This window comes from Coriobacteriia bacterium, assembly GCA_034370385.1.
GTDB lineage: Bacteria > Actinomycetota > Coriobacteriia > Anaerosomatales > PHET01 > JAXMKZ01.
On record JAXMKZ010000044.1, the window covers coordinates 1 to 19,708 of the forward strand.

General features: G+C 64.4%; 26 protein-coding genes. 22 read left to right on the plus strand and 4 right to left on the minus strand.

All coding sequences use genetic code 11. The annotated features are described in order from the left end of the window. Positions 1 to 362 precede the first annotated feature (362 nt). Together istB and istA are read right to left on the minus strand one after the other, a co-directional pair. A complete protein-coding gene (gene istB, locus U1E26_08825; protein ID MDZ4169743.1) occupies positions 363 to 1,133 on the minus strand; it encodes an IS21-like element helper ATPase IstB in 771 nt (256 codons plus the stop codon). After that, complete coding sequence (gene istA, locus U1E26_08830) at positions 1,130 to 2,131, minus strand: IS21 family transposase (protein MDZ4169744.1); 1,002 nt, start codon at positions 2,129 to 2,131, stop codon at positions 1,130 to 1,132. The genes istB and istA overlap by 4 nt, the downstream gene beginning before the upstream one ends. A gap of 212 nt (positions 2,132 to 2,343) precedes the next feature. Here istA and U1E26_08835 point away from each other — a divergent pair, with 212 nt between their 5' ends. Continuing rightward, positions 2,344 to 2,961, plus strand: a complete 618-nt coding sequence (locus tag U1E26_08835; GenBank protein ID MDZ4169745.1) for a type IV toxin-antitoxin system AbiEi family antitoxin domain-containing protein — start codon at positions 2,344 to 2,346, stop codon at positions 2,959 to 2,961. Further along, positions 2,958 to 3,863 (plus strand): nucleotidyl transferase AbiEii/AbiGii toxin family protein, encoded by a 906-nt coding sequence (locus U1E26_08840; protein MDZ4169746.1) that lies wholly within the window; start codon positions 2,958 to 2,960, stop codon positions 3,861 to 3,863. Before U1E26_08835 ends, U1E26_08840 begins: the two co-directional genes overlap by 4 nt. Here the strand turns inward: U1E26_08840 and U1E26_08845 are convergent. After that, positions 3,790 to 3,993, minus strand: coding sequence for a DUF1016 N-terminal domain-containing protein (locus U1E26_08845; protein ID MDZ4169747.1), 204 nt, complete (start codon positions 3,991 to 3,993; stop codon positions 3,790 to 3,792). The genes U1E26_08840 and U1E26_08845 overlap by 74 nt on opposite strands. Before the next feature lie 110 nt (positions 3,994 to 4,103). On the opposite strand from U1E26_08845, the gene U1E26_08850 reads away from it, so the two are divergent. Both U1E26_08850 and U1E26_08855 read left to right on the plus strand, forming a co-directional pair. Further along, the gene (locus U1E26_08850; GenBank protein ID MDZ4169748.1) at positions 4,104 to 4,727 is read left to right on the plus strand and encodes a DUF6088 family protein; all 624 of its coding nucleotides are present in this window, start codon (positions 4,104 to 4,106) and stop codon (positions 4,725 to 4,727) included. A gap of 67 nt (positions 4,728 to 4,794) precedes the next feature. After that, the gene (locus tag U1E26_08855; GenBank protein ID MDZ4169749.1) at positions 4,795 to 5,040 is read left to right on the plus strand and encodes a hypothetical protein; all 246 of its coding nucleotides are present in this window, start codon (positions 4,795 to 4,797) and stop codon (positions 5,038 to 5,040) included. On the opposite strand, the gene U1E26_08860 is transcribed toward U1E26_08855, so the two are convergent. Continuing rightward, complete coding sequence (locus U1E26_08860; protein ID MDZ4169750.1) at positions 5,037 to 5,363, minus strand: hypothetical protein; 327 nt, start codon at positions 5,361 to 5,363, stop codon at positions 5,037 to 5,039. The two genes, U1E26_08855 and U1E26_08860, sit on opposite strands and share 4 nt — an antisense overlap. A 169-nt stretch (positions 5,364 to 5,532) precedes the next feature. Here U1E26_08860 and U1E26_08865 point away from each other — a divergent pair, with 169 nt between their 5' ends. From U1E26_08865 to rlmH, 18 genes are all read left to right on the plus strand, one after another. Then, positions 5,533 to 5,919, plus strand: coding sequence for a hypothetical protein (locus U1E26_08865; GenBank protein ID MDZ4169751.1), 387 nt, complete (start codon positions 5,533 to 5,535; stop codon positions 5,917 to 5,919). Next, complete coding sequence (locus U1E26_08870; GenBank protein ID MDZ4169752.1) at positions 5,909 to 6,313, plus strand: helix-turn-helix domain-containing protein; 405 nt, start codon at positions 5,909 to 5,911, stop codon at positions 6,311 to 6,313. Before U1E26_08865 ends, U1E26_08870 begins: the two co-directional genes overlap by 11 nt. Beyond that, entirely contained in the window at positions 6,310 to 6,765 is a 456-nt protein-coding gene (locus U1E26_08875) for a hypothetical protein (protein MDZ4169753.1), read from the plus strand. The genes U1E26_08870 and U1E26_08875 overlap by 4 nt, the downstream gene beginning before the upstream one ends. A 91-nt stretch (positions 6,766 to 6,856) precedes the next feature. Further along, on the plus strand, positions 6,857 to 7,132 hold the full coding sequence (locus tag U1E26_08880) for a hypothetical protein (GenBank protein MDZ4169754.1): 276 nt from the start codon (positions 6,857 to 6,859) through the stop codon (positions 7,130 to 7,132). Then, complete coding sequence (locus tag U1E26_08885) at positions 7,120 to 7,542, plus strand: type II toxin-antitoxin system VapC family toxin (protein ID MDZ4169755.1); 423 nt, start codon at positions 7,120 to 7,122, stop codon at positions 7,540 to 7,542. The genes U1E26_08880 and U1E26_08885 overlap by 13 nt, the downstream gene beginning before the upstream one ends. Before the next feature lie 382 nt (positions 7,543 to 7,924). Then, entirely contained in the window at positions 7,925 to 8,287 is a 363-nt protein-coding gene (locus tag U1E26_08890) for an NADH-quinone oxidoreductase subunit A (protein ID MDZ4169756.1), read from the plus strand. Continuing rightward, positions 8,278 to 8,784: an NADH-quinone oxidoreductase subunit B family protein gene (locus tag U1E26_08895; protein MDZ4169757.1), complete on the plus strand. Its 507-nt coding sequence runs from the start codon at positions 8,278 to 8,280 to the stop codon at positions 8,782 to 8,784. The genes U1E26_08890 and U1E26_08895 overlap by 10 nt, the downstream gene beginning before the upstream one ends. Next, a complete protein-coding gene (locus U1E26_08900) occupies positions 8,756 to 9,220 on the plus strand; it encodes an NADH-quinone oxidoreductase subunit C (protein MDZ4169758.1) in 465 nt (154 codons plus the stop codon). The genes U1E26_08895 and U1E26_08900 overlap by 29 nt, the downstream gene beginning before the upstream one ends. Then, positions 9,220 to 10,425 (plus strand): NADH-quinone oxidoreductase subunit D, encoded by a 1,206-nt coding sequence (locus U1E26_08905; GenBank protein MDZ4169759.1) that lies wholly within the window; start codon positions 9,220 to 9,222, stop codon positions 10,423 to 10,425. The genes U1E26_08900 and U1E26_08905 overlap by 1 nt, the downstream gene beginning before the upstream one ends. Beyond that, complete coding sequence (nuoH, locus tag U1E26_08910; protein ID MDZ4169760.1) at positions 10,422 to 11,423, plus strand: NADH-quinone oxidoreductase subunit NuoH; 1,002 nt, start codon at positions 10,422 to 10,424, stop codon at positions 11,421 to 11,423. The genes U1E26_08905 and nuoH overlap by 4 nt, the downstream gene beginning before the upstream one ends. Further along, positions 11,420 to 11,953: an NADH-quinone oxidoreductase subunit I gene (locus tag U1E26_08915; GenBank protein ID MDZ4169761.1), complete on the plus strand. Its 534-nt coding sequence runs from the start codon at positions 11,420 to 11,422 to the stop codon at positions 11,951 to 11,953. The genes nuoH and U1E26_08915 overlap by 4 nt, the downstream gene beginning before the upstream one ends. Next, positions 11,946 to 12,452, plus strand: coding sequence for an NADH-quinone oxidoreductase subunit J (locus tag U1E26_08920; protein MDZ4169762.1), 507 nt, complete (start codon positions 11,946 to 11,948; stop codon positions 12,450 to 12,452). Before U1E26_08915 ends, U1E26_08920 begins: the two co-directional genes overlap by 8 nt. Further along, positions 12,452 to 12,763 carry an NADH-quinone oxidoreductase subunit NuoK gene (gene nuoK / locus U1E26_08925; GenBank protein MDZ4169763.1) on the plus strand — a complete coding sequence of 104 codons (312 nt, stop codon included), beginning with the start codon at positions 12,452 to 12,454 and terminating at the stop codon, positions 12,761 to 12,763. The genes U1E26_08920 and nuoK overlap by 1 nt, the downstream gene beginning before the upstream one ends. Positions 12,764 to 12,765: 2 nt before the next feature. Beyond that, the gene (gene nuoL, locus U1E26_08930; protein MDZ4169764.1) at positions 12,766 to 14,676 is read left to right on the plus strand and encodes an NADH-quinone oxidoreductase subunit L; all 1,911 of its coding nucleotides are present in this window, start codon (positions 12,766 to 12,768) and stop codon (positions 14,674 to 14,676) included. Position 14,677: 1 nt separating this feature from the next. Continuing rightward, positions 14,678 to 16,138, plus strand: a complete 1,461-nt coding sequence (locus U1E26_08935; GenBank protein MDZ4169765.1) for an NADH-quinone oxidoreductase subunit M — start codon at positions 14,678 to 14,680, stop codon at positions 16,136 to 16,138. Next, on the plus strand, positions 16,139 to 17,500 hold the full coding sequence (locus U1E26_08940; protein ID MDZ4169766.1) for an NADH-quinone oxidoreductase subunit N: 1,362 nt from the start codon (positions 16,139 to 16,141) through the stop codon (positions 17,498 to 17,500). It begins immediately after the preceding gene. Between the two features lie 165 nt (positions 17,501 to 17,665). Beyond that, the gene (locus U1E26_08945; GenBank protein MDZ4169767.1) at positions 17,666 to 19,114 is read left to right on the plus strand and encodes a trypsin-like peptidase domain-containing protein; all 1,449 of its coding nucleotides are present in this window, start codon (positions 17,666 to 17,668) and stop codon (positions 19,112 to 19,114) included. Next, entirely contained in the window at positions 19,114 to 19,581 is a 468-nt protein-coding gene (rlmH, locus tag U1E26_08950; protein ID MDZ4169768.1) for a 23S rRNA (pseudouridine(1915)-N(3))-methyltransferase RlmH, read from the plus strand. Before U1E26_08945 ends, rlmH begins: the two co-directional genes overlap by 1 nt. Positions 19,582 to 19,708: the final 127 nt, after the last annotated feature.

Consider the following 19,708-nt stretch of genomic DNA (forward strand, 5'->3'; position numbering starts at 1 on the left):
CGTTGATGGCGTATCGTTCTTCCAGGGTGATCTGGGCATGCATCGGTTCCCCTTTGCTTGGCGGTAGGGAGGAACCGTGAGTGTCCCAGACCGCCCCACCCTCATCGGGTGGGGGTGTTGCGTTTAGTATCTGAATCCGCGCCGCCTAACAAGCGCATCAAGCTGACGCGCAGAAGGTAGAATCGACCTGAAAACGTATGGCGCGCAGCTTATGCGCAACAACGTTAGGCGCAGGCGAGGGTCGAACGCTGACACGGTCATGCCTCAGCGTGAGGGCAGGAGGCGGCACATGAGCGAGTCTCTGCAAGTGTCAATGACGGTCGAAAACTGACCACCTCGTGACGATTGAAGATTGACCACCCTCAGCCGGCCGACGTCGTAACGATGCCGGCCTTCTTCCTGTCCTTGAGGCGATAGCTCTCGCCCTTGATCGAGATCGTCGTCGAGTGATGGAGTAGACGGTCCAGGATCGCCGTGGCGAGCACGGTGTCGCCGGAGAACACCTCGCCCCACTCGCCGTAGCTCTTGTTGCTCGTAAGCACGATCGAGCCTCGCTCGTAGCGGCGGCACACCACCTCGAACAGCAGCGATGCCTCGCCGGCATCGAGCGGTAGGAAGCCCACCTCGTCGACGATCAGCAGGCTTGGGCGCACGAACCCCATGAGCCGCCTCGAGAACGTGCCGGCGGTGCGAGCTTCAGCCAAGGAAGCCACGAGTCTCGCCGCGGTGGTGAACTTGACCGACAGGCGCCGCTTGGAGGCTTCGACCCCGAGACCGATCGCCAAGTGCGTCTTTCCCACGCCGGGAGGACCGAGCAGGATCACGTTCTCCGCCCGTTCGACGAACGAGCAGCTCGCGAGCTCGTGGATCTGCTTCTTGTTCACGGAGGGCTGGAAGGAGAAGTCAAACGCCTCGACGGTCTTCTTGGCCGGGAAGCCCGCCAATCGCTGGATCGTGTCGCAGGCCCTGGCGTCGGAGGCATCGGACTGCGCCTGCAGAAGCGCCTCAGCGAAGTCGGCGAACGACCACTCCTTGTCCGCCGCCTCCTGCGCGAGCGCCGGAACCAACCCCGGTACATCGGGTAGTCGCAGCTTCTCGGCATAGTGCGCGAGCCGCTCTTCTGACAGGTTCACGAGCAGACCTCCTCGTAGACGGTGAGTGGACGCACCTCGACAGACGGCGCGTCTGCGAAGAGGAAGGTCGGACGCCTGGGTGCGCTCGGTGGCGCGAGACGCGCCGTCGGTATCCAGGGCAGGGCCTCGCTCACGGGCGTGAGCCCCTCGAGGAGCAGGCGCTCGGCGGGAACCGCGCCGGTGGTGGCATGCACCCGGGCGTTGGCCTCACTCTCCAGCCAGGCGAGGACCTGGGTGTTCATGTCGTCGACATCGGTGAAGATCCGGCCCACGAGGAAGGCGTCCTTCACATAGCCGATCGTTCGCTCGACCTTGCCCTTGGTCTGGGGACGGTAGGGGCGGCACAGTTGCGGGCGGAAGCCGAATCGACCCGCGAAGTCGAGCAGCGCTTCGTTGAAGGTCACGACCGTGCGCGTGTGCTCGAGTGCGACAACCTTGGCGTTGTCGTAGAGCACGCGGCGCGGCATCCCGCCGAAGTAGGTGAAGGCGCGGGCATGGGCGGAGAGGAAGGCATCGCTCGCGCACGAGGTCGCGAACTCGACATAGAGCTGGCGCGAGAAGCCGAGCAGCATCGTGAAGGCGTAGACCCTGGTCGGCACTCCGCGGACCTCGTGGATCCCCAGTTCGGCGTAGTCGCACTGGGCCTGCTCGCCCGGCGGGGTCTCGAAGCGCACCACCGTGCGCTTGCGGGGCACCCTGTGCTCACGGGTGAAGTCCTTGAGTATCGAGATTCCGCCGCTGTAGCCTTGGGCTCGGACCTCCTCGAAGAGGCGCTTGGCGGAAAGCTCGGGGAACTCGCGCAGGCGATCGAGCAGGTAACCCTTGTACGGGTCGAGCTTGCTCGGCATCGGGGCACGGTGGTACTCGGGCGGACCGTCGCGCCTGAGCGTCGCCTTGACAGTGTTGCGCGAGACCCCGAGATGCCTGGCGATCGCGCTGATCGGGACGCCGGCCTTGTGCATCGAGACGATGTCCACCCATTCCTCCAGTCGCAGCAAACTGACCCTCCTCGCACGGCGCCGCCATACGAGGAGCCTACAAGGGTGGTCAGTTTTCGACCGTCACAGGGTGTTCAGTATTGAGCCGTCAGCGACAGCGATTGAGTGATAGCGGAACCGCCCCCTCGTGTGGGGCATGAGGAGCCTGACGCGATGTGATAGAAACGTCGGACAATCTTCACAAAGTCCGACATATCTATCACAATGGGGTCATGAAGAGACTCCCGTCAGAGAACGCCATCCGCCAGGCCGCTGAAGTATTCAGGGCAAATGGCGGCACGCTCCGGACGCGCGAGGCCGCTGACCAGGGCGTTCACTACTCGACGCTCTACGGCATGCGCGAGGCCGGGCTCCTCGAGCAGCTATCGCGGGGGGTCTATCGGCTCACCGAGCTCCAGGCACCAGGCAAGTACGACGTGGTCGCGGTCGCCGAGCGGGTGCCCGGCGCGGTTCTCTGCCTTGTCAGTGCGCTGGACTTTCACGAGATAGGAACGCAGATCCCGTCGGGCGTGAGTATCGCGATCGGACGTAGAGACAGACAGCCGCAACTCGATTACCCGCCCGTCCGCGTATACCGCATGTCCGGCGCTGCACTTACGTCTGGGATCGAGGAGCACTCGGTCGACGGAACGAACGTGAGAGTCTTCAGTGCGGCGAAGACGGTTGCCGACTGCTTCAAGTTCAGAAACAAGGTCGGGCTCGATGTCGCGCTTGAAGCACTCAGAGAAAGCGTGCGAAGCCTCAAGGCCACGCGAGACGAGATCATGAAGTACGCAGAGGTCGACCGCGTGTCGAAGATCGTGCGACCCTATCTCGAGGCCATCGAGTGAGCCAGCGAGAGCTGAAGAACATCGCTGCCTCGGTCCGCGCACGTCTGCTTCAAGAGGCGAAGCAGCGCGGCGAATCCTACGACCAGACGCTCCAGTACTTCGCGATAGAGCGGTTCCTTTATCGGCTGTCCAAGACAGAGTGGGGAGAGCGCTTCGTCGTCAAGGGCGCCATCATGCTGCGCGCCTGGGGTACTCCGCTGGGACGACCGACGCGAGACATCGACTTTCTCGGCCGCGTGGACAACTCGCCGGACGCCGTCGAACGCGCTGTACGGGAGTGCCTCGCCGTCGACTACCCTAATGACGGGCTCGTCTTCGATTCCGCGGTCGAGACCGTGGAGATCAACATCGCAGACAGGTATCCGGGCGTGCGAGTCGTGGTGCGCGGCAACCTTGACAGGGGCACTTTCAAGCTCCAGCTCGATGTCGGTATCGACGATGCCGTCGTTCCCGACCCCGAGTGGGTGGACTATCCGACGCTTCTGCAACTGGACGCGCCGCGCATTCTGGCCTACCAGCCGGCGACCGCGCTAGCGGAGAAGTTCGAGACCATCGTGAGCCGGGGCTTCGCCAACAGTCGGCTGAGGGACTACTACGACATCTGGCTCCTCTCGACGCTGCACGAGTACAACGGTGCTGAACTCAGTGCTGCCATTAGAGCGACGTTCGAACACCGCGGCACGCCACTGCCCACCGAGACACCGTCCGGACTAACCAGCGCCTTCCATGACGACGCCGACACGCAGGCGCGCTGGAGGTCGTTCCTCGATGGCAGGAACGTCGATGCGCCATCAGAGCTCTCGGACGTCTGCGAGGTGATCATCATGTTCATGATGGTGCCTGCTGCCGCCGCAGGCGACGGCTTCTCGCTGACGTGGCAACCGTCATCGGGATGGTCATGATGATGACTTCTGCGAAGTGGCTCCAACTCAATTGTGCCGCCACTGGCGGCACAATTCCATCGTCCGGGAAGTAGTCGGCGAACTGCACCATCCGGAGGAGGTTCGGCTTACTCCACCCCGCTGATGTCAGAGCCGGCTGCTACGTTGAATGCGCTCCCCTCTGGAGCATCCCCTCTGCTGTGGACTGGTTGAAAATCACGAAAAGTGTACAATATTTGTGATTTTGACTGGAGGCATAACGTGGTGAACTCGCGCGGGTACAAAGCGGAGGTGTTTCGGCGGATCGAAGAGATGCCGCCAGGCACTGTGTTCGGGTTGGCAGAGTTTTCGGACGTTGCCGGATCTGATTCGGTTCGACAGGCCATCAAAGCGCTAGCTGATGCGGGACAAATCGAGCGGGTCCTGCGGGGCTTCTACTTCAAGCCTAAGATGAGCGCCGTGCTGAGCGAGCCGGTGCCGCCGCGGCCTGACGACGTTGCGCGTGCGATCGCGCGGGCCAACAGGTGGACGATCGCACCCAGCGGACAGGTGGCGCTGAATGAACTAGGCCTCTCAGAGCAGGTGCCGATGCTGTGGACCTATGTCAGCGATGGACCCTATAGGGCTTATTCCTTCAGGGGCGCCGATCTGCGTTTCAAGCGCGGCGTCAACAGTGAAACGACCGGGCTATCTGAGACTACGCTTCTGGTGATTCAAGCGCTGAAGGCGCTTGGCCGGGAAGCTGTTGGCGATGCCGAGATAGAGGCAATCGCCCGACGCCTGTCGGACGAACAGAAGACGGTACTACTGGATGAGAGCAGACATGCGACAGCGTGGGTGCGTCGAGCCGCCAAGCAAATCAGTTTGGGGGACCGCAGAGAATGAGAACTGTTGCCCGCTTGTCAAACGACGAGCGCGCAAGCTGGGGCACTCCTTCGTGAAGGCGTCCGCCTTGTCGGATCGCCGCCTTCTGTCACGCGTGATTGAGTTCAAGCAGAAGTTCTATTGGTCACCGTGGGCGAACCTAGGAGAAGCACTGCCGCCCACATTGAGGCTGGTGCCGCCTGAGTACAGGTTGGCGGAACTGCGACGCGACTACGGAGCAATGCAGGAGATGATCACGGGGGACCGACCGTCGTGGGAGGAGATTCTCGAGTACATGGTCGAACTGGAGGAGGAGATCAACGGCAGCGTCTAGGCGTGACGCGCACTCGTTACGGTGGAGCGGTTGCCTGCGTCCTTGCCGATGTGATGCTCAGCACTCTGAACGGCCGTGCGAAGGGGGAGCAGGTCGGTCCGGGCTTCGCGGATGGCTTCGAGCGACTCCCACTGCTTGAGCTCGATGATGACGGCGGAGTCGGTGGCGGGGGAATCGGCGATGCCGCCTGCTCGGCCGGTGAGCAGGAAGTCGATGCGGCTCGAGGTGTAGGGGACGCCGAACTCGATGGCGACGCCGCACCCGTCGGGGACCTCGGCGGTGTTGAGCGAGGAAGGCATCGAGGGCGCTTCTGCCGATGCCAAAGAACACTACTCGACAACGAGCCGGAACACTTCTGGACCGGAGACGACCCAGTAGGAGCAGATTGGTTCACGTTAAGACCGATCATGTAGATTCGGCGGGAAGCGTAGACAGGTGTCAAGTTATTTGTTTACATAGCCGATACTGCGGTATGTACAGATTGGATCGGGCGTGGAGGCCAAGAAGGCAGGCGATCACACATGGATGCTCGTCTCCACCTCCGGGCAGTGCCAGCCCCTCAAGTACCTCAGGAAGAACCGCGAGACAGCGCCCAGTATGCTCGCGCGAATCAAAGACGTCGACCAGAACGGACCGCCGGCAAACCAAGAGCTGTTTCGCTGGCTGGACGCCCACAAGCACAGGGGATTGCGACTCTGCGAGTACAAGGTTCATCACCCTAGGGCGTGCCGTGCGTATGCTGCTCAGACGGAACGCGGATACGTGATTGTACGAATCGAAGACAAGACAATGAACGACCAGCAATTCAACGAGACGATGAAGGCCGTGAAGACGCTCATAGACGAGTTCTTGGGGAGTGGCGAGAAATATGTCGGATAACCTCTTTGACGAACTGAACGACCTCCTGTCTGATCAGAAGGCGCAAGCGGAGTACAAGCACGAGCTTGCTATCAGCGCTTTCACGAATCAACTGGCGCGGTTCATGGACCAGCAGGGCGTGTCGCAGTCGGAGCTTGCGCGGCGCCTCGGGGTCTCCCGCGCTCGCGTGTCCCAGCTCATGCAACATACCTCGAGCCCGACACTGCGCACCATGGTCGAAGTCGCGAACGCGCTGGGTTGCGATGTCAATCCTGGACTTGCGCCGTGCGGTTTCCGCCCGGTAGGGCTCTACGTGGCAGATGGCGGCAAGACCCTCGCCACCTACAGCACGACTCGACAGCTCAGCGATGCCCTAGGCCGAAGGCCTGTCGTCACAGAACGGATAGCGGTATGAGCCAGAGGGTTGATTCGATACTCAGGTTGAACGACTACAGGGCGATGAAGACCTACTTCGAAGTTGCGCCGCGTGTCGGCGCCTTCGATAAGTCCAAACTCGACCTCAAGATCGACGCGGCTGTTCTGCAGTCTGACGAATCGGCAGATGATATGGCGGTCCAGCTCTCCGTCCAGCTCAACGGTGACGAGGGCCAGTTTGAAGAAGCCGGATTCACGGGGAGCGTTGTCGTTGCGGGGTTCTTCGACACGTCCGATCTGAAGGTGGAACACCCTGATGATTGGGAGCAGTTGCTCGTGTTCAACGGCATCACAGTGCTGATTGGAACCGTGCGGGCGATGTACGCTGATCTCTCCGCAGCAAGCCCGGTAGGTCGGATCGTTCTCCCCGCCATCAACGTTGGTCAAATGCTCATTCAGGCTACATCTGCGGAGGATGGAGCGGACGAGTAGTCGTGTGCGACAGCCTTGCTCCCCGGTGACAATCCGTCTGATGTCATGTAATCTGATTATCAGACTGAATCGTGTGCATGGAGGAATCGGAATGTCTGATGTGACCGTCACCCAAGTCGCCCGCAACTTCGCGGATTACGTCAACCGCGTTGCCTACCGTCACGAGTCTTTCACGCTTCTGCGCGGCAACAAGCCGCTCGCGGAACTGCGACCGCTGCCTCAAGGAAAGCTGCTCTCGGAGCTGCCGGCGATCTTCGCATCGCTTCCGCGCCTGTCTGCGTCCGAGGCGGCGGACTTCGCTGAGGACCTGGCGGCTGCTCAGAGTGAGATTGCGGCTGCGGAGGTGCGCGACGCATGGCAGTCCTGATCGACTCCAGCATCCTCATCGAGGCTGAGCGCGGCAGGCTTGCGCTCGACGTTCACGTGGCACGCCGTGCCGGAGAAGAGTCCTTCCTATCCGTCGTCACTGCGAGCGAGTTGCTCCACGGGGTCCATCGTGCGCTTGACCCTTCCGCGAAGATGAAGCGCTCGGCGTTCGTCGAGGGGATTCTTGAGCGCTTCCCGTTGCTCGACGTGGACCTGGCTTGTGCCCGTGCGCACGCGCAGCTCTGGGCGGAGCTGCGCCAGGCCGGCACTATCATCGGGCCGCACGATCTGTGGCTGGCAGCGACCTGTGTCGCACATGGAATGACCATGGTCACGGCCAACGTCCGCGAGTTCGAGCGCGTTCCGGGGCTCGACGTGGAGCTCTGGTCGGACGCCTCGGCGACTAGCTGATCAGGCCCCTCCGCATGTGATGGAAACGTCGGAACATATTCACGATGTCCGACGTATCGCCATACGGAACTGGGAGGAGTCGCGGAAGCTCGAGGCGCTGAGAGGGACCAGTCGAAGCACACGAGCCATCAAGCGTCTGCGATGGCACCGCCGCCCCCGATACGCCCCTGGGTATCCCCGCGCCGCTCACCGCTCCTGACGTGCCGTTCACCGATGATTGCTGCCGCTCGACTGGCAAGCGGCGCCTCGGTGTATGGTAGTGTCCCACGAACACCCTGAGCATGAATCCGCTCGCGTTGGGCACGTGTGGTCGCGCTAGTCGCGACGAGGGGTACGGGAGGCGCCCGGCAGCGCCGGGTCCCGAGGGTTCGAGAGGGGCCGGATGGATCTTGAAGCGATCGTCATAGGGGGATTCATCGTCATCGGCGCGGCCTTCACCGTGCTGGCGCTCGGTTCCTCATGGCTGCTCTCGCCCAAGGCTCCCTCGCCGGAGAAAGCGACCATGTACGAGTGCGGCGTCGAGCCCGTGGGCGGACCATGGGTACGCTTCCGCGCCGGCTACTACGTGTACGCGTTGCTCTACGTCATCTTCGACATCGAAGTGGTCTTTCTCTACCCGTGGGCCGTCACCTTCGGCCGTCCGGGAATCGGCTGGTTCGTCTTCATCGAGATGATCATCTTCATCTCGATCCTCGCGGGCGGGCTCGCGTACGCATGGAAGGAGGGGGCGCTCAAGTGGCGATAGACAAGTTCACCGGCGAGAACTCCCTCCTCTTCATCCGCAGCGAGCAGCTGTTCGACTGGGCCAGGCGCCACTCGCTGTGGTACATGGCGTTCGGTATCGCGTGCTGCGCTATCGAGGGACTGATGCATGCATCGGGTCCTCGCTTCGACTTCGACCGCCACGGGGTGTTCTTCCGGGCGAGTCCGCGTCAAGCCGACGTCATGATCGTGGCCGGCACGGTCAACGAGAAGATGGCCCCCACGGTCAGGCGCCTCTACGACCAGATGCCCGAGCCCAAGTGGGTCGTGGCCATGGGTGCGTGCGCGTCGACCGGCGGTCCGTTCCGCGAGTACCCCAACGTCCTTCTTGGCGTTGACGAGGTCGTGCCCGTCGACGTCTATATCCCGGGATGCCCGCCTCGACCTGAGTCGGTGCAGTACGGGTTCTTCCAGCTCATGGACAAGATCAGCAAGCAAACGGAGGAGCGCCTTGCGGCCCGACACGGCAGCACTAGCTAGGACGCTCTCGGCCGCCGGGCTGAAGGGCATCGAGATCGACGACGTCCCGTCATTGGGCGTCGTCATCCACGCGTCCGCTGCCCACGCCCGCCCGGTGCTGAGCGCGCTCAAGGCGTCAGACGACGGGTTCGAGTTCCTTGTGGACCTGTTCGGCATCGACACGACCGAGGCTGTCGACGTCGTCTACCACCTGCGCTCCTTCGCCCGCGATGAAGAGGTCTTCGTCAAGGTCGATCTGGATTACGGCTCCGACCTCGCCAGCGTGTGGGACCTCTTCCCGGCCGCGCTGATGCCCGAGCGCGAGTGCGCCGAGATGTTCGGCCTCACGCTGTCGGGCCATCCCAACCCCAAGCACCTGCTCCTCACGGAGGGCTCGAAGCCGTTCCTCCTCAAGCAGCACCTCATCCGTACGCCCGAGGAGGTGCGCAACCGCTGATGGATCCGCGCCACCTCGTCTCCCATGCGGGCTGGTTGACGCCTAACCCGCCGACCGACGTCGAGTTCGTGCCGGCGTCGCTCAAGCGCGCTCCCATGGGCGTTGACGCCCTCGACACCGAGCGGCTCATCGTGAACATGGGTCCGCAGCACCCGTCGACGCACGGTGTGCTCCGCCTGCTGCTTGAGCTCGACGGCGAGGAAGTGGTCGCGGCCGAGTCGGTCGTCGGTTACCTGCACCGTGGCATCGAGAAGCTTGCCGAACATCGGCGCTACAACGCCGTGGGCACGCTCATGGACCGCGGCGACTACACCTCGGGCATCTTCAACGAGCTTGCGTTCGCGCTGGCCGCTGAAGCCATCATGGCGGTTGAGATCCCACGCCGCGCCCAGTGGCTGCGCGTGCTGCTGTCCGAGCTCAACCGCATCGCGAGCCACCTCGTCTGGTACGGCACCTTTGGCCTGGATACCGGGGCTATGGGCCAGTTCCTCTACGCGGTCCGCGACCGCGAGCAGCTCCTCGACATCCTCGAGGACATCACCGGGCAACGCATGATGTTCAACTACGTGCGACCGGGCGGCGTGGTGGCCGACATTACCACCACCGCTGAGCCCAAGATCAGAGCATTCCTCGCCACGATCGACGGCTACCTCGACGAGCACGAAGCGCTGCTGGGCGGAAACGAGATATTCCAGGGCCGCACCCGGGGTGTGGGCGTGTTCGAGCGCCCGATGGCAGCGGGATTCGGATTGACCGGCGCCAACCTGCGTGCCAGTGGCTTGGGCTTTGATGTGCGCAAGGACCGGCCCTACGCCGCTTACGAGGAGATGGACTTCTCGGTACCTCTTGCGACCGAGGGCGACTGCTATGCACGCTACCTCGTGCGCATGGGGGAGCTTCGGCAGGCGGTGCGCATCGTGCGCCAGTGCATCGACGGGCTTCCCGAAGGCGAGCACACGGCCAAGGTGCCCAAGGTGATCCGCCCGCCGGTTGGGGAGGCGTACGCCGCCGTGGAGTCGCCGCGCGGTGAACTGGGCGTGCATCTGATCTCTGACGGGACCGAGAACCCGTACCGCATGCGCTACCGCCCACCGGCGCTCTACGCCCTGCAGGCTGCCGAGGCCATTTTGCCGGGCGTGCTGCTGGCCGACGCCGTCGTCATCTTGGGCAGCGTCGACATCGTGTTGGGGGAGATCGACCGATGAGCCCCCTTCTCATAGCCGTGCTTCGCGTGCTGGCTGCCGTGGGACTTATGCTCCTGAACGGCGTGGTGCTCATCTACATGCTCAGAAAGGTCCTGGGCCATCTGCACCTGCGGCTTGGGCCGACCGAGCTGGGTCCGGCCGGCATGTTCCAGACGACGGCCGACGTGCTCAAGCTCCTCACGAAAGAGGACCCCACCCCCGGCAAGGTCGACCGCACGCTGTACTTCCTGGCACCGATGATCGTCTTCGTGCCGTCGCTTGCCGCCTACGCGGCCATTCCGTTCTCTGAGACGGCGGTCGCCGCCGACCTCGACGCGGGCCTGCTCTACACCTTCGCCATCCTCTCCCTCGTGCCGCTGGGCATCTTCGCGGCCGGCTGGGCCAGCTACAACAAGTGGTCGCTCCTGGGTTCGATGCGCTCGATCGCGCAGCAGGTCACCTACGAGGTGCCCCTGCTACTGGCCGCGCTGCCGCCGGTCATGATCGCCGGGTCGATCAACCTCTCAGACATCGTGCGCGTCCAGCAGGGCTCGCTGTGGTTCATCATCCCGTGCTTCCCGGCCTTCCTACTGTTCTTGGTCGCCGGGCTTGTCGAGTCCAACCAGACGCCGTTTGACATGTCGGAGGCGGAATCCGAGCTGGTGGCCGGCTTTGCCACCGAGTACGCGTCGATGAAGTTCGGGCTGATCTTCCTGTCCGAGTTCAGCAACACCTTCATCTTCTCGGCGCTCATGGTCACGCTGTTCTTCGGCGGCTGGACGCTGCCGTTCGTACCTGACGGGGTGCTGGCGGGCGTGGGTGGTCCGGTCGTATTCATGCTCAAGACCTATCTGGGAATCGCGGTCCTGATGTGGATTCGCGGAACACTGCCCCGGGTGCGCATCGACCAGCTGCTCTCGTTGGGCTGGAAGGTACTGCTCCCCGCGGCCCTCGTGTGGATCGTCGTGACCGGACTTGCGGTCAAGCTCGCGCCGACGCTGTTCGGGGGTGCCTCGTGAGCATCTGGGGCATCGGCATCCTCAACGGGTTGCGCATCACGATGAAGAACATGCTGCGCGGCCCCATCACCGTGAAGTACCCGCACGAGAAGATCGAGCTACCCGAGCGCGCGCGCTGGGCGGTCCAGCTCAAGCTCGACGAGGACGGCGCCCACAAGTGCACCGCGTGCATGGCGTGCGAGCGCGCGTGCCCGGACCACATCATCAAGATCGACGTGACCACCGGCGAGGATCGCAGCAAGCACATCGACCGGTGGGGCTACGAGCTGGGTGCGTGCATGATGTGCGGCCTGTGCGTCGAGTCATGCTCCTTCGACGCGGTTGAGATGGGTCACGACTATGAGCTCGCCACCGTGAACGTGGAAGATCTGGTGACGGCGCTTCTGGTGGATGCGCCCGCGGCCAAGCCCAAGCGCAAGGCGGCTGCCGAGCGGCCCGCTGCGCCTGCCGAACCCGCTGCGCCCGCTGCCCCCGTCGAGCCCGCTGCGCCTACCGAGCCCGCCGACGCGAAGGAGGTCGACGGTGACTGACACCCTCACACTCGTCGCTTTCGGCCTGCTGGCCTTTGCCTGCCTGGCGGGGGCCGTCGGCATGATCACGGCACGAAACGTCGTTCACGCCGCCTACTGCCTGCTTGCGGTCTCGGTGGCCGCCGCAGGGCTCTTCGCACTTCTCGAGGCGCGCTACATCGCGCTGATGCAGGTGCTCGTCTACGCAGGCGCGGTCGCCATCCTGAACCTCTTCACCATCATGATCACGCTGCGCCGGCGAGAAGACGCCGTGCGTCCCCGTGACTTCTCATGGGCCGGCCTGGCGCTCGCCGTGACCTTCTTCGCGGTGGTGGTTGCGGCGGTCGCCGGCGGCACCGTCAGGCAGAGCCCCGACCCCGAGGTGTTCCCCGGAATCCTCGAGTTCGGCGAGAAGCTGTTTGCCCTCGATGGCTGGGTCCTGCCCTTTGAGATCGCTTCGCTCATCCTCACCGCTGCGCTCGTCGGCGCGGTCTGGTGGTCGCGTGAGGGGGAGGAGTGATGGTTCTCGGACTCGAGGCATACCTGCTCCTTGCGGCGGCGCTCTTCTCGATAGGGCTCTACGGCGCCGTGTCCAAGCGCGGAGCGGTGCAGGTGCTCATGTCACTCGAGCTCATGGCCGTGGCCGTTGACTTGAACCTCATCGCGTTCTCGCGCTTCGTGACTCCGGTGGAGATGACGGGGCAGTTCTTCACGGTGTTCGTCATGATCGTCTCGGCTGCCGAGATCGGGCTGGGCCTGGCGCTGGTGTTGGCGATCTTCCGCGCGGCCCGTTCGTCCGAGGTCGACTCCGTGCATGAGCTGAGGGGGTGAGCATGGACTGGGTCGCCCTCATACCGGCTCTTCCCGCAGCGGCGTTCCTCGTCTTGCTCCCGCTTTCCCGCGCCCTGCGCAAGCGCCTGCTCTGGCTGCCGCCGCTTGCTATGTCGGCTTCCGCGGCTCTGGCGCTCGCCGCGTTCGCGCGCGTGTGGCCCGGCGGGCACCACGTAGAGCCTGTGTGGAGCATCGCGTGGCCGCTGGGGCACGTGGGCGGCAAGCCGCTCGAGCTCGGTCTGGCCCTCGACCCCGGTGCCGCTGCCATCCTGGTGGTGGTGACCATCGTCGCGACGTGCGTGCAGTTCTACTCGCTGGGCTACATGCATCGCGACACGCGTGAGGGCTGGTACTTCGCGGTACTGTCGCTGTTCACGTCGGCGATGCTCGTGCTGGTGCTCTCAGATAACCTCCTGCTGACCTTTGCCATGTGGGAGATGATGGGGCTCTGTTCCTACCTGCTCATCGGGTTCTGGTACGAGCTTGAAGGGCCGCGCAAGGCATCGCAGAAGGCGTTCCTCACGACGCGCGTCGGTGACCTGGGCTTCCTCATCGCCCTGTTCGCCATCTATGTGAACGCGGGCACGTTCGATCTTGCCGAGGTGCTGCACGGGGCTCCGGAGTGGGCTCCCGGAGCGGCGCTCGTCGTGGCTATCGGGCTGCTGTGGGCCGCCATGGGCAAGTCTGCCCAGATGCCGCTCCACGTGTGGTTGCCCGATGCGATGGCCGGTCCCACACCGGCGTCCGCGCTCATCCACGCGGCCACCATGGTCGCGGCCGGCGTCTTCGTCGTAGCCCGCACGATGCCGATCTTCGAAGAGGTGCCGCAGGTCATGACCGCGATGATGGTGATCGGCACGATCACCGCAGTCGCCGCGGGCCTGCTTGCGGCGGTGCAGCACGACATCAAGAAGGTTCTCGCGTACTCCACCGTCAGCCAGCTGGGACTGATGTTCGTGGCGCTGGGGGCGGGGAGCGCGGTGGCCGCACTCTTCCACCTGACGACCCACGCCTTCTTCAAGTCGCTGCTCTTCCTCGGCGCCGGCGTCATCATCCATGCCGCCCACACCCAAGACATGCGCGAGATGGGCGGCCTGGCCAAGCACATGCCGGTGACCACGGCGACGTTCACCATCGGCAGTCTGGCGCTGGCCGGCGTCTTCCCGCTGGCCGGCTTCTTCAGCAAGGACGAGATCATCACCGTGCTCATGCACGAACACCACTACGTCACCATCGGATTCGTCCTGTTCGCCTCGGGCCTGACCGCGTTCTACGTCACGCGGTTGTGGTTCCGTGTCTTCTCCGGCCCCGAGCAGGCCGAAGAGCTCCATGAGGCCCACCGCTCGATGCTCGTGCCCATGTCGGTGCTGGCTGCGATCACGCTGGTGGCAGGGTTCGCCGGCCCGACGTTTGCCGAGTTCCTCGGTCACAAGGGCGTGTGGCCGGAGCTCATCGTCGCATTGCCGTCCACGGCGGTGGCCGCCATCGGCATCACCATCGGCTGGTGGTTCTACGGTCGGCGCTCGGTGGTGGTCAACACGCGGGTGTGGAAGGAGCGCATGGGCTACTTCTATGGGGCCCTGAAGATGAAGCTCTACTTCGACCTCACCTACGATGAGCTGCTCATCAAGAACTACTTCCGCGTCTCGGAGGGAGCCTCGCGCTTCGATGCTTCGGTGGTCGACGGTGCCGTGAACGGGGCGGGCCGCGGGTGGAGTGCAACGGCGCGCGGCGCCGAGCGCTTCGATCAGGGCGTGATCGACGGGGCCGTCAATGGCCTTGCGACCGCCGCTCGCGGTCTGGCCGGCCTGTTCAGACGCCTTCAGACCGGTCGAATCCAGAACTACCAGCGCCTTGTCATAGGTGCCGTGGTCGTGCTCATGCTCATCGTGATCGTCTCAAGGGGGGCCTAGCGTGCTGAGCTGGATCGTTTTCCTGCCGCTTCTGGGAGTTGCGCTCTGTGCGCTGCTCCCGAAGAGCCAGGCACACAATGCGAAGTGGATCGCGCTGGCGGTGACCGTCGGTGACCTTGTTCTGGCGAGCCTCATGCTGCTGCGCTTTGACGTGGCCGCAAGCGGAATGCAGTTCGTCACTGACAGGGCGTGGGTCCCGCAAGCCGGGATCCGCTACACGATGGGGGTCGACGGCATGTCGGCACCGCTCGTGGCCCTGTCTGCGCTGCTGACGCTACTGGCGGTGGTCGCCAGCTGGAAGATCGACAAGAAGCCCGCGTTCTACTTCTCCATGCTTCTGCTGCTGCAGGTGGGCATGAACGGGGTCTTCTCGGCACTCGACTTCGTCTTGTTCTACGTCTTCTGGGAGCTGGTCCTGGTCCCGATGTACTTCCTCATCGCACAGTGGGGCGGGCCGCGTCGCGAGTACGCCGCCATCAAGTTCTTCCTCTACACGCTGCTGGGGTCGGTGTTCATGCTGATCGGCATCATCGTGCTGCGCCTGCAGCTGGACACCTTCAGCCTCACCGAGCTTGCGAAGCTGGGGCCCACGCTGCCCGCCGACGTGCAGTGGTGGCTGTTTGCCGCGTTCTTCTTCGGCTTTGCCGTGAAGGTGCCGGTGTTCCCGCTCCACACCTGGCTGCCCGATGCCCACGTTGAGGCGCCGACCGCGGGTTCGGTACTGCTCGCCGGCGTGCTGCTCAAGATGGGCACCTACGGCTTCTTGCGCATCTCGTTGCCGGTGCTGCCCGAGGGGTTCGCGTCGTGGCAGTTCGCCATCGGGGTCATCGCGGTGTTCTCGATCATCTACGGTGCGGCCGTGTCCTTCGCGCAGACTGATGTGAAGAAGCTCGTCGCGTACTCCTCGGTGTCTCACATGGGCTTTGCCATGCTGGGCATAGCGGCGGGCACGGCTGCGGGCCTCAACGGCGCGATGGCCGTCAACATCAGCCACGGCCTGACAACCGGCATGCTCTTCCTCATGATCGGCATGGTCTACGACCGTACCCATACCCGCCAGATCTCCGAGCTCTCGGGGCTGGCCAACCAGATGCCGGTCATCGCCGGGCTCATGGCGTTCGCATCGTTCGCCTCGATGGGCCTGCCCGGGCTTTCCGGGTTCGTGGGCGAGTTCCTGTCGCTCCTGGGTGCGTGGCAGTCGACCGCGCTCGACGCGTGGCTCGTCATAGCGGCTGTTCTGGGCGTGCTGTTCGGCGCTGCGTACATGCTGTGGATGCTGCAGCGTGTGGTCATGGGTCAGCCCAGTCACGTCGTCGCCGATCAGCCGGACGCAAGCATCCGTGAGATCGCGACGGTCGTGCCTCTCGTCGTGCTCATCGTGGTCATCGGCGTGTACTGGGACGCTCTGCTGCGCTTCACGGATCCCGCCATGACCGCCCTGGCGAAGGTGGTCGGTGGCTAGATGACGGGCTACGCACTCCTCGTTCCTGAGCTGCTCGTCCTCATCGCAATTGCGTGGGGACTGTTCTCCTCGCACCTTCCGGGGCGGGATCGGGGCGCGGCGTACGTCGGTGTCGTGCTGGTGCTCGTGGCGGCGGTGGCCGCTGCGCTTGCGACGGCCGGCCAGACCCTCTTCGGGGGGGCTCTCGTCTTTGACGAGACGGCACGCTTCGCGCGCGTGGGCACGCTGGTTCTGGCTGCGGTCTGGCTGCTATGGACCGCCGGCAGAGGAGAGGGCCGCACGCGTGAAGCCACGGCACTCGCGCTGTTCGCGACGATGGGCGCGCTGCTCATGTCGTGCGCGGCTGATCTGGTGACGATAGTCCTCGCTCTGGAGCTGGCGACGATGCCCGCCTACGTTCTGGTCGGCTACCGCCGGAATCGGTTCACCGGCCTTGAGGGAGCGCTCAAGTACTTCCTGCTCTCGCTGCTCACATCGCTCGTGATGATGTACGGACTGTCGTTCCTCTACGGCGTCACGGGCACCACCAGGCTGTCTGAGTTCGATCTGTCCACGGCGGGCACCCTCGGCCTGCTTGCCATGCTGCTCACGTTCGTAGGCGTGTTCGCGAAGCTCTCGGCGGCACCCTTCCACTACTGGGCTCCGGATGCGTACGAGGGCGCAGAGGCGTGGTCGGTGGCCTTCGTCTCGACCGTCCCGAAGGTGGCCGGTGCGGTGGTGTTCGTGAGGCTCGTGGCGGCTATCGTGCCCACGGCGCCCATCGGCGCCACGATGGTGCTCATCGCCGCGGTCGCATCCATGGTGCTCGGCAACCTAGCCGCTCTGACGCAGTCCGACATCCGGCGGATGATGGCCTACTCCGGTGTCGCACACACCGGCTACCTCATGCTGGGGGCCGCCGGCATCACCGCCGCAGGCTACGGGGCCGCCGTCTTCTACGCGCTCGCCTACGCGATACCCTCGCTCGGGCTGATGCTGCTGGTAGCCGAGGAGGGCGTGACCGTTGACGACTTCGCGGGCTTCTTCAGCCGGCGCCCGGCCGCAGCGTGGGGCACGGTGATCATGCTCGCCTCGCTCATCGGCATTCCGCCCCTCGTGGGCTTCTTCGGGAAGCTCTACGTCTTCTCCTCAGCCCTGGCGGCCGGACTCGCCCCCTGGGTTGTGGTCGCGGTACTGACGAGCGTGGTCTCGGCGGCGTACTACCTGCGCATCGTGCGCTCCGCATTCTTCGCGGTGCCGGCGCAGGAGCGGACTCCGCTGGCCAGCTCTCCTGCGGCATCCATCGCGATTCTGGCGTGCGTTGCCGCCACGGTGGCACTGGGGCTCGCGGCCGGTCCGCTGCTGGGGTGGCTCGGCATCTAGCGGCCCACGCGCCCGCGCCGGCGTTCTTGTGAAGCGGGCGCGTACCCACCGTGAGGATTCCGTGTGCCACACCACGGGGTCGGGGCGAGAAGGAGTACGGTGTATGCGGGCGGCGTCTGCGTCGCCCCTGCAGAACATCGAACCCGCGAACCGCAGAGGTGACGCATGACTGACTTCGGCAACGACCCCGCTGCCCCCGCTGACTCCAGGAATGAGTCCGGCGCCCCTGATCCTCACCGCACCGCCGCAGAGATCTCACGTGAGGTGCAAGGTGCCGACTGGCACGTCCATTCTGAGCCCGAGCCGACGGGGTCGGAGGGAGAGTCCATCGCATGGATGGCCGACGCCGACACCCACCTATCGGATATCGAGGCCCATCAGGTCACGCCTCCTGCAGTCATGGGGCCGCTTCCGGTCTGCGAGTACACGGGAGACGATGACGAGCCGTGCGAAGAGCCCGCGGTCCAGCGGCGTTGGTCGAGTGCCGCGGTCGTCACCGCGGCCGCAGTGGGGTCGGTGGTCGGAGGTTTGTTCGTGGCGGCCGGACTCGTGTGGGCCTTGGGGTTGGTGCCGGGAGTCGAACCGCTGACGGCCTCGACGAAAGAGGCCGAACCCACGGTGAACAAGGTGACCATCAGCCCGGGCAGCATGGCTGACGTGTCTGAGGCCGTCGCCGCCAAGGTCGTGCCGTCCGTCGTCAACGTGACCGTCGTGTCCGAAGCATACAACCCCTTCACGGGTGCGCGCGTGGAGCAGGCGGCAGGCAACGGCTCGGGTGTGATCGTGCGCTCGGATGGCTACATCCTCACGAACAACCACGTCATCGAAGGCGCGGATCGGGTCTTCGTGACCGTTGGCGTGGATGATGTCCCCGCGACCGTTGTCGGCACCGACCCGTCAAGCGACCTCGCCGTGCTCAAGATCGAGGGAAGCGGATACCCCGCCATCGAAGTGGGCTCGTCCAAGGAACTCAACGTCGGAGAGTACGTCATGGCCGTGGGGAGCCCCTTCGGTTTGGAGAAGTCGGTCACCGTGGGAATCGTGTCCGCGCTGGACAGAGCCGACATAGTGAGCGGTGGCGAAGAGATCACCACATACACCAACCTCATTCAGACCGATGCCGCGATAAACCCCGGCAACTCCGGGGGCGCATTGGTCGACGATCGCGGTCGGCTGGTGGGAATCAACACGCTGATCCAGTCGCCGTCCGGAGCCGTCGGAGCGCCGCAGTCGGCAGGAATCGGTTTCGCTATACCGGTGGACTTTGCCGTGGACATATCCAAGCAGCTCATCGCCAACGGCCGTGCCGTCCATCCGTACCTGGGCGTCAGCACGCAGACCGTCAACCAGAGCGTCGCCTCGCAGTTCGGTCTGCCCGTGACCGAAGGTGCGTTGGTGCGCTTCGTGCAGCCTGAATCTCCTGCTGAGTTGGCTGGTATCGAGCGGGGCGACATCATCGTCAAGATCGGCGAGCGTACCGTCGGCGGCGTCGAAGACGTGTTCGCAGCGATCAGAGAGAACCGCGTGGGCGATGAGGTCGGGGTGGAGCTGGTGCGAGGTGAGGCGCGGCGTACGCTTGCGGTGACCCTCGGATCGGATGCCGATCGACGGTGATGCGTATCACCATCATCGCCGTCGGCAGGCTCAAGGAGCGGTTCTGGGCCGAGGCCGTCGACGAGTACCTCAAGCGGCTGCGATCCTACGCCGACGTGCGGGTGGTCGAAGTCGCGGATCGGGATCCGAGCCGAGGCGGCGAGGCCCGGGCGGTGGGCGACGAGGGTGTCGACGTGCTCAAAGCGATACGGCCCGACGACCACGTCATCGCGCTTGACGTGCGCGGTCGCAGCCTGGACAGCGTCGCCTTCTCCGAGGAGATTTCCCGCCACGGTGTCGAAGGACGCTCATCCCTCGCGTTTGTGATCGGTGGGTCCCACGGACTTGCCCCAAGCGTGCTGGAGCGCGCTGACAGCCGCCTGTCGCTGGGCCCCCTTACGCTGCCGCACAATCTCGCACGCGTCGTGCTCGTCGAGCAGCTGTACCGCGCCTTCCGCATCGCCCGCGGCGAGCCGTACCACAAGTGAGCGGGGCCGCATGTTCGTGATTTCGTTCACGGATACCCCTGCGCGTATTCCCTAAGGTTTCGTTAGGTTGTAATGTGGGTGCGCGAGTTCCGTATGGCGTTTTCGTTGTCGATGGGAGGTGTCAGTA

What these genes read in the sequence shown, in the direction of transcription:
- nuoH (MDZ4169760.1), top strand. Translation starts at nt 10,422, where the DNA reads ATGAGCCCCCTTCTCATAGCCGTGCTTCGCGTGCTGGCTGCCGTGGGA.
- U1E26_08870 (MDZ4169752.1), top strand. Translation starts at nt 5,909, where the DNA reads ATGTCGGATAACCTCTTTGACGAACTGAACGACCTCCTGTCTGATCAG.
- U1E26_08905 (MDZ4169759.1), top strand. Translation starts at nt 9,220, where the DNA reads ATGGATCCGCGCCACCTCGTCTCCCATGCGGGCTGGTTGACGCCTAAC.
- nuoL (MDZ4169764.1), top strand. Translation starts at nt 12,766, where the DNA reads ATGGACTGGGTCGCCCTCATACCGGCTCTTCCCGCAGCGGCGTTCCTC.
- U1E26_08945 (MDZ4169767.1), top strand. Translation starts at nt 17,666, where the DNA reads ATGACTGACTTCGGCAACGACCCCGCTGCCCCCGCTGACTCCAGGAAT.
- U1E26_08885 (MDZ4169755.1), top strand. Translation starts at nt 7,120, where the DNA reads ATGGCAGTCCTGATCGACTCCAGCATCCTCATCGAGGCTGAGCGCGGC.
- nuoK (MDZ4169763.1), top strand. Translation starts at nt 12,452, where the DNA reads ATGGTTCTCGGACTCGAGGCATACCTGCTCCTTGCGGCGGCGCTCTTC.
- U1E26_08940 (MDZ4169766.1), top strand. Translation starts at nt 16,139, where the DNA reads ATGACGGGCTACGCACTCCTCGTTCCTGAGCTGCTCGTCCTCATCGCA.
- rlmH (MDZ4169768.1), top strand. Translation starts at nt 19,114, where the DNA reads ATGCGTATCACCATCATCGCCGTCGGCAGGCTCAAGGAGCGGTTCTGG.
- U1E26_08875 (MDZ4169753.1), top strand. Translation starts at nt 6,310, where the DNA reads ATGAGCCAGAGGGTTGATTCGATACTCAGGTTGAACGACTACAGGGCG.
- U1E26_08835 (MDZ4169745.1), top strand. Translation starts at nt 2,344, where the DNA reads ATGAAGAGACTCCCGTCAGAGAACGCCATCCGCCAGGCCGCTGAAGTA.
- U1E26_08890 (MDZ4169756.1), top strand. Translation starts at nt 7,925, where the DNA reads ATGGATCTTGAAGCGATCGTCATAGGGGGATTCATCGTCATCGGCGCG.
- U1E26_08880 (MDZ4169754.1), top strand. Translation starts at nt 6,857, where the DNA reads ATGTCTGATGTGACCGTCACCCAAGTCGCCCGCAACTTCGCGGATTAC.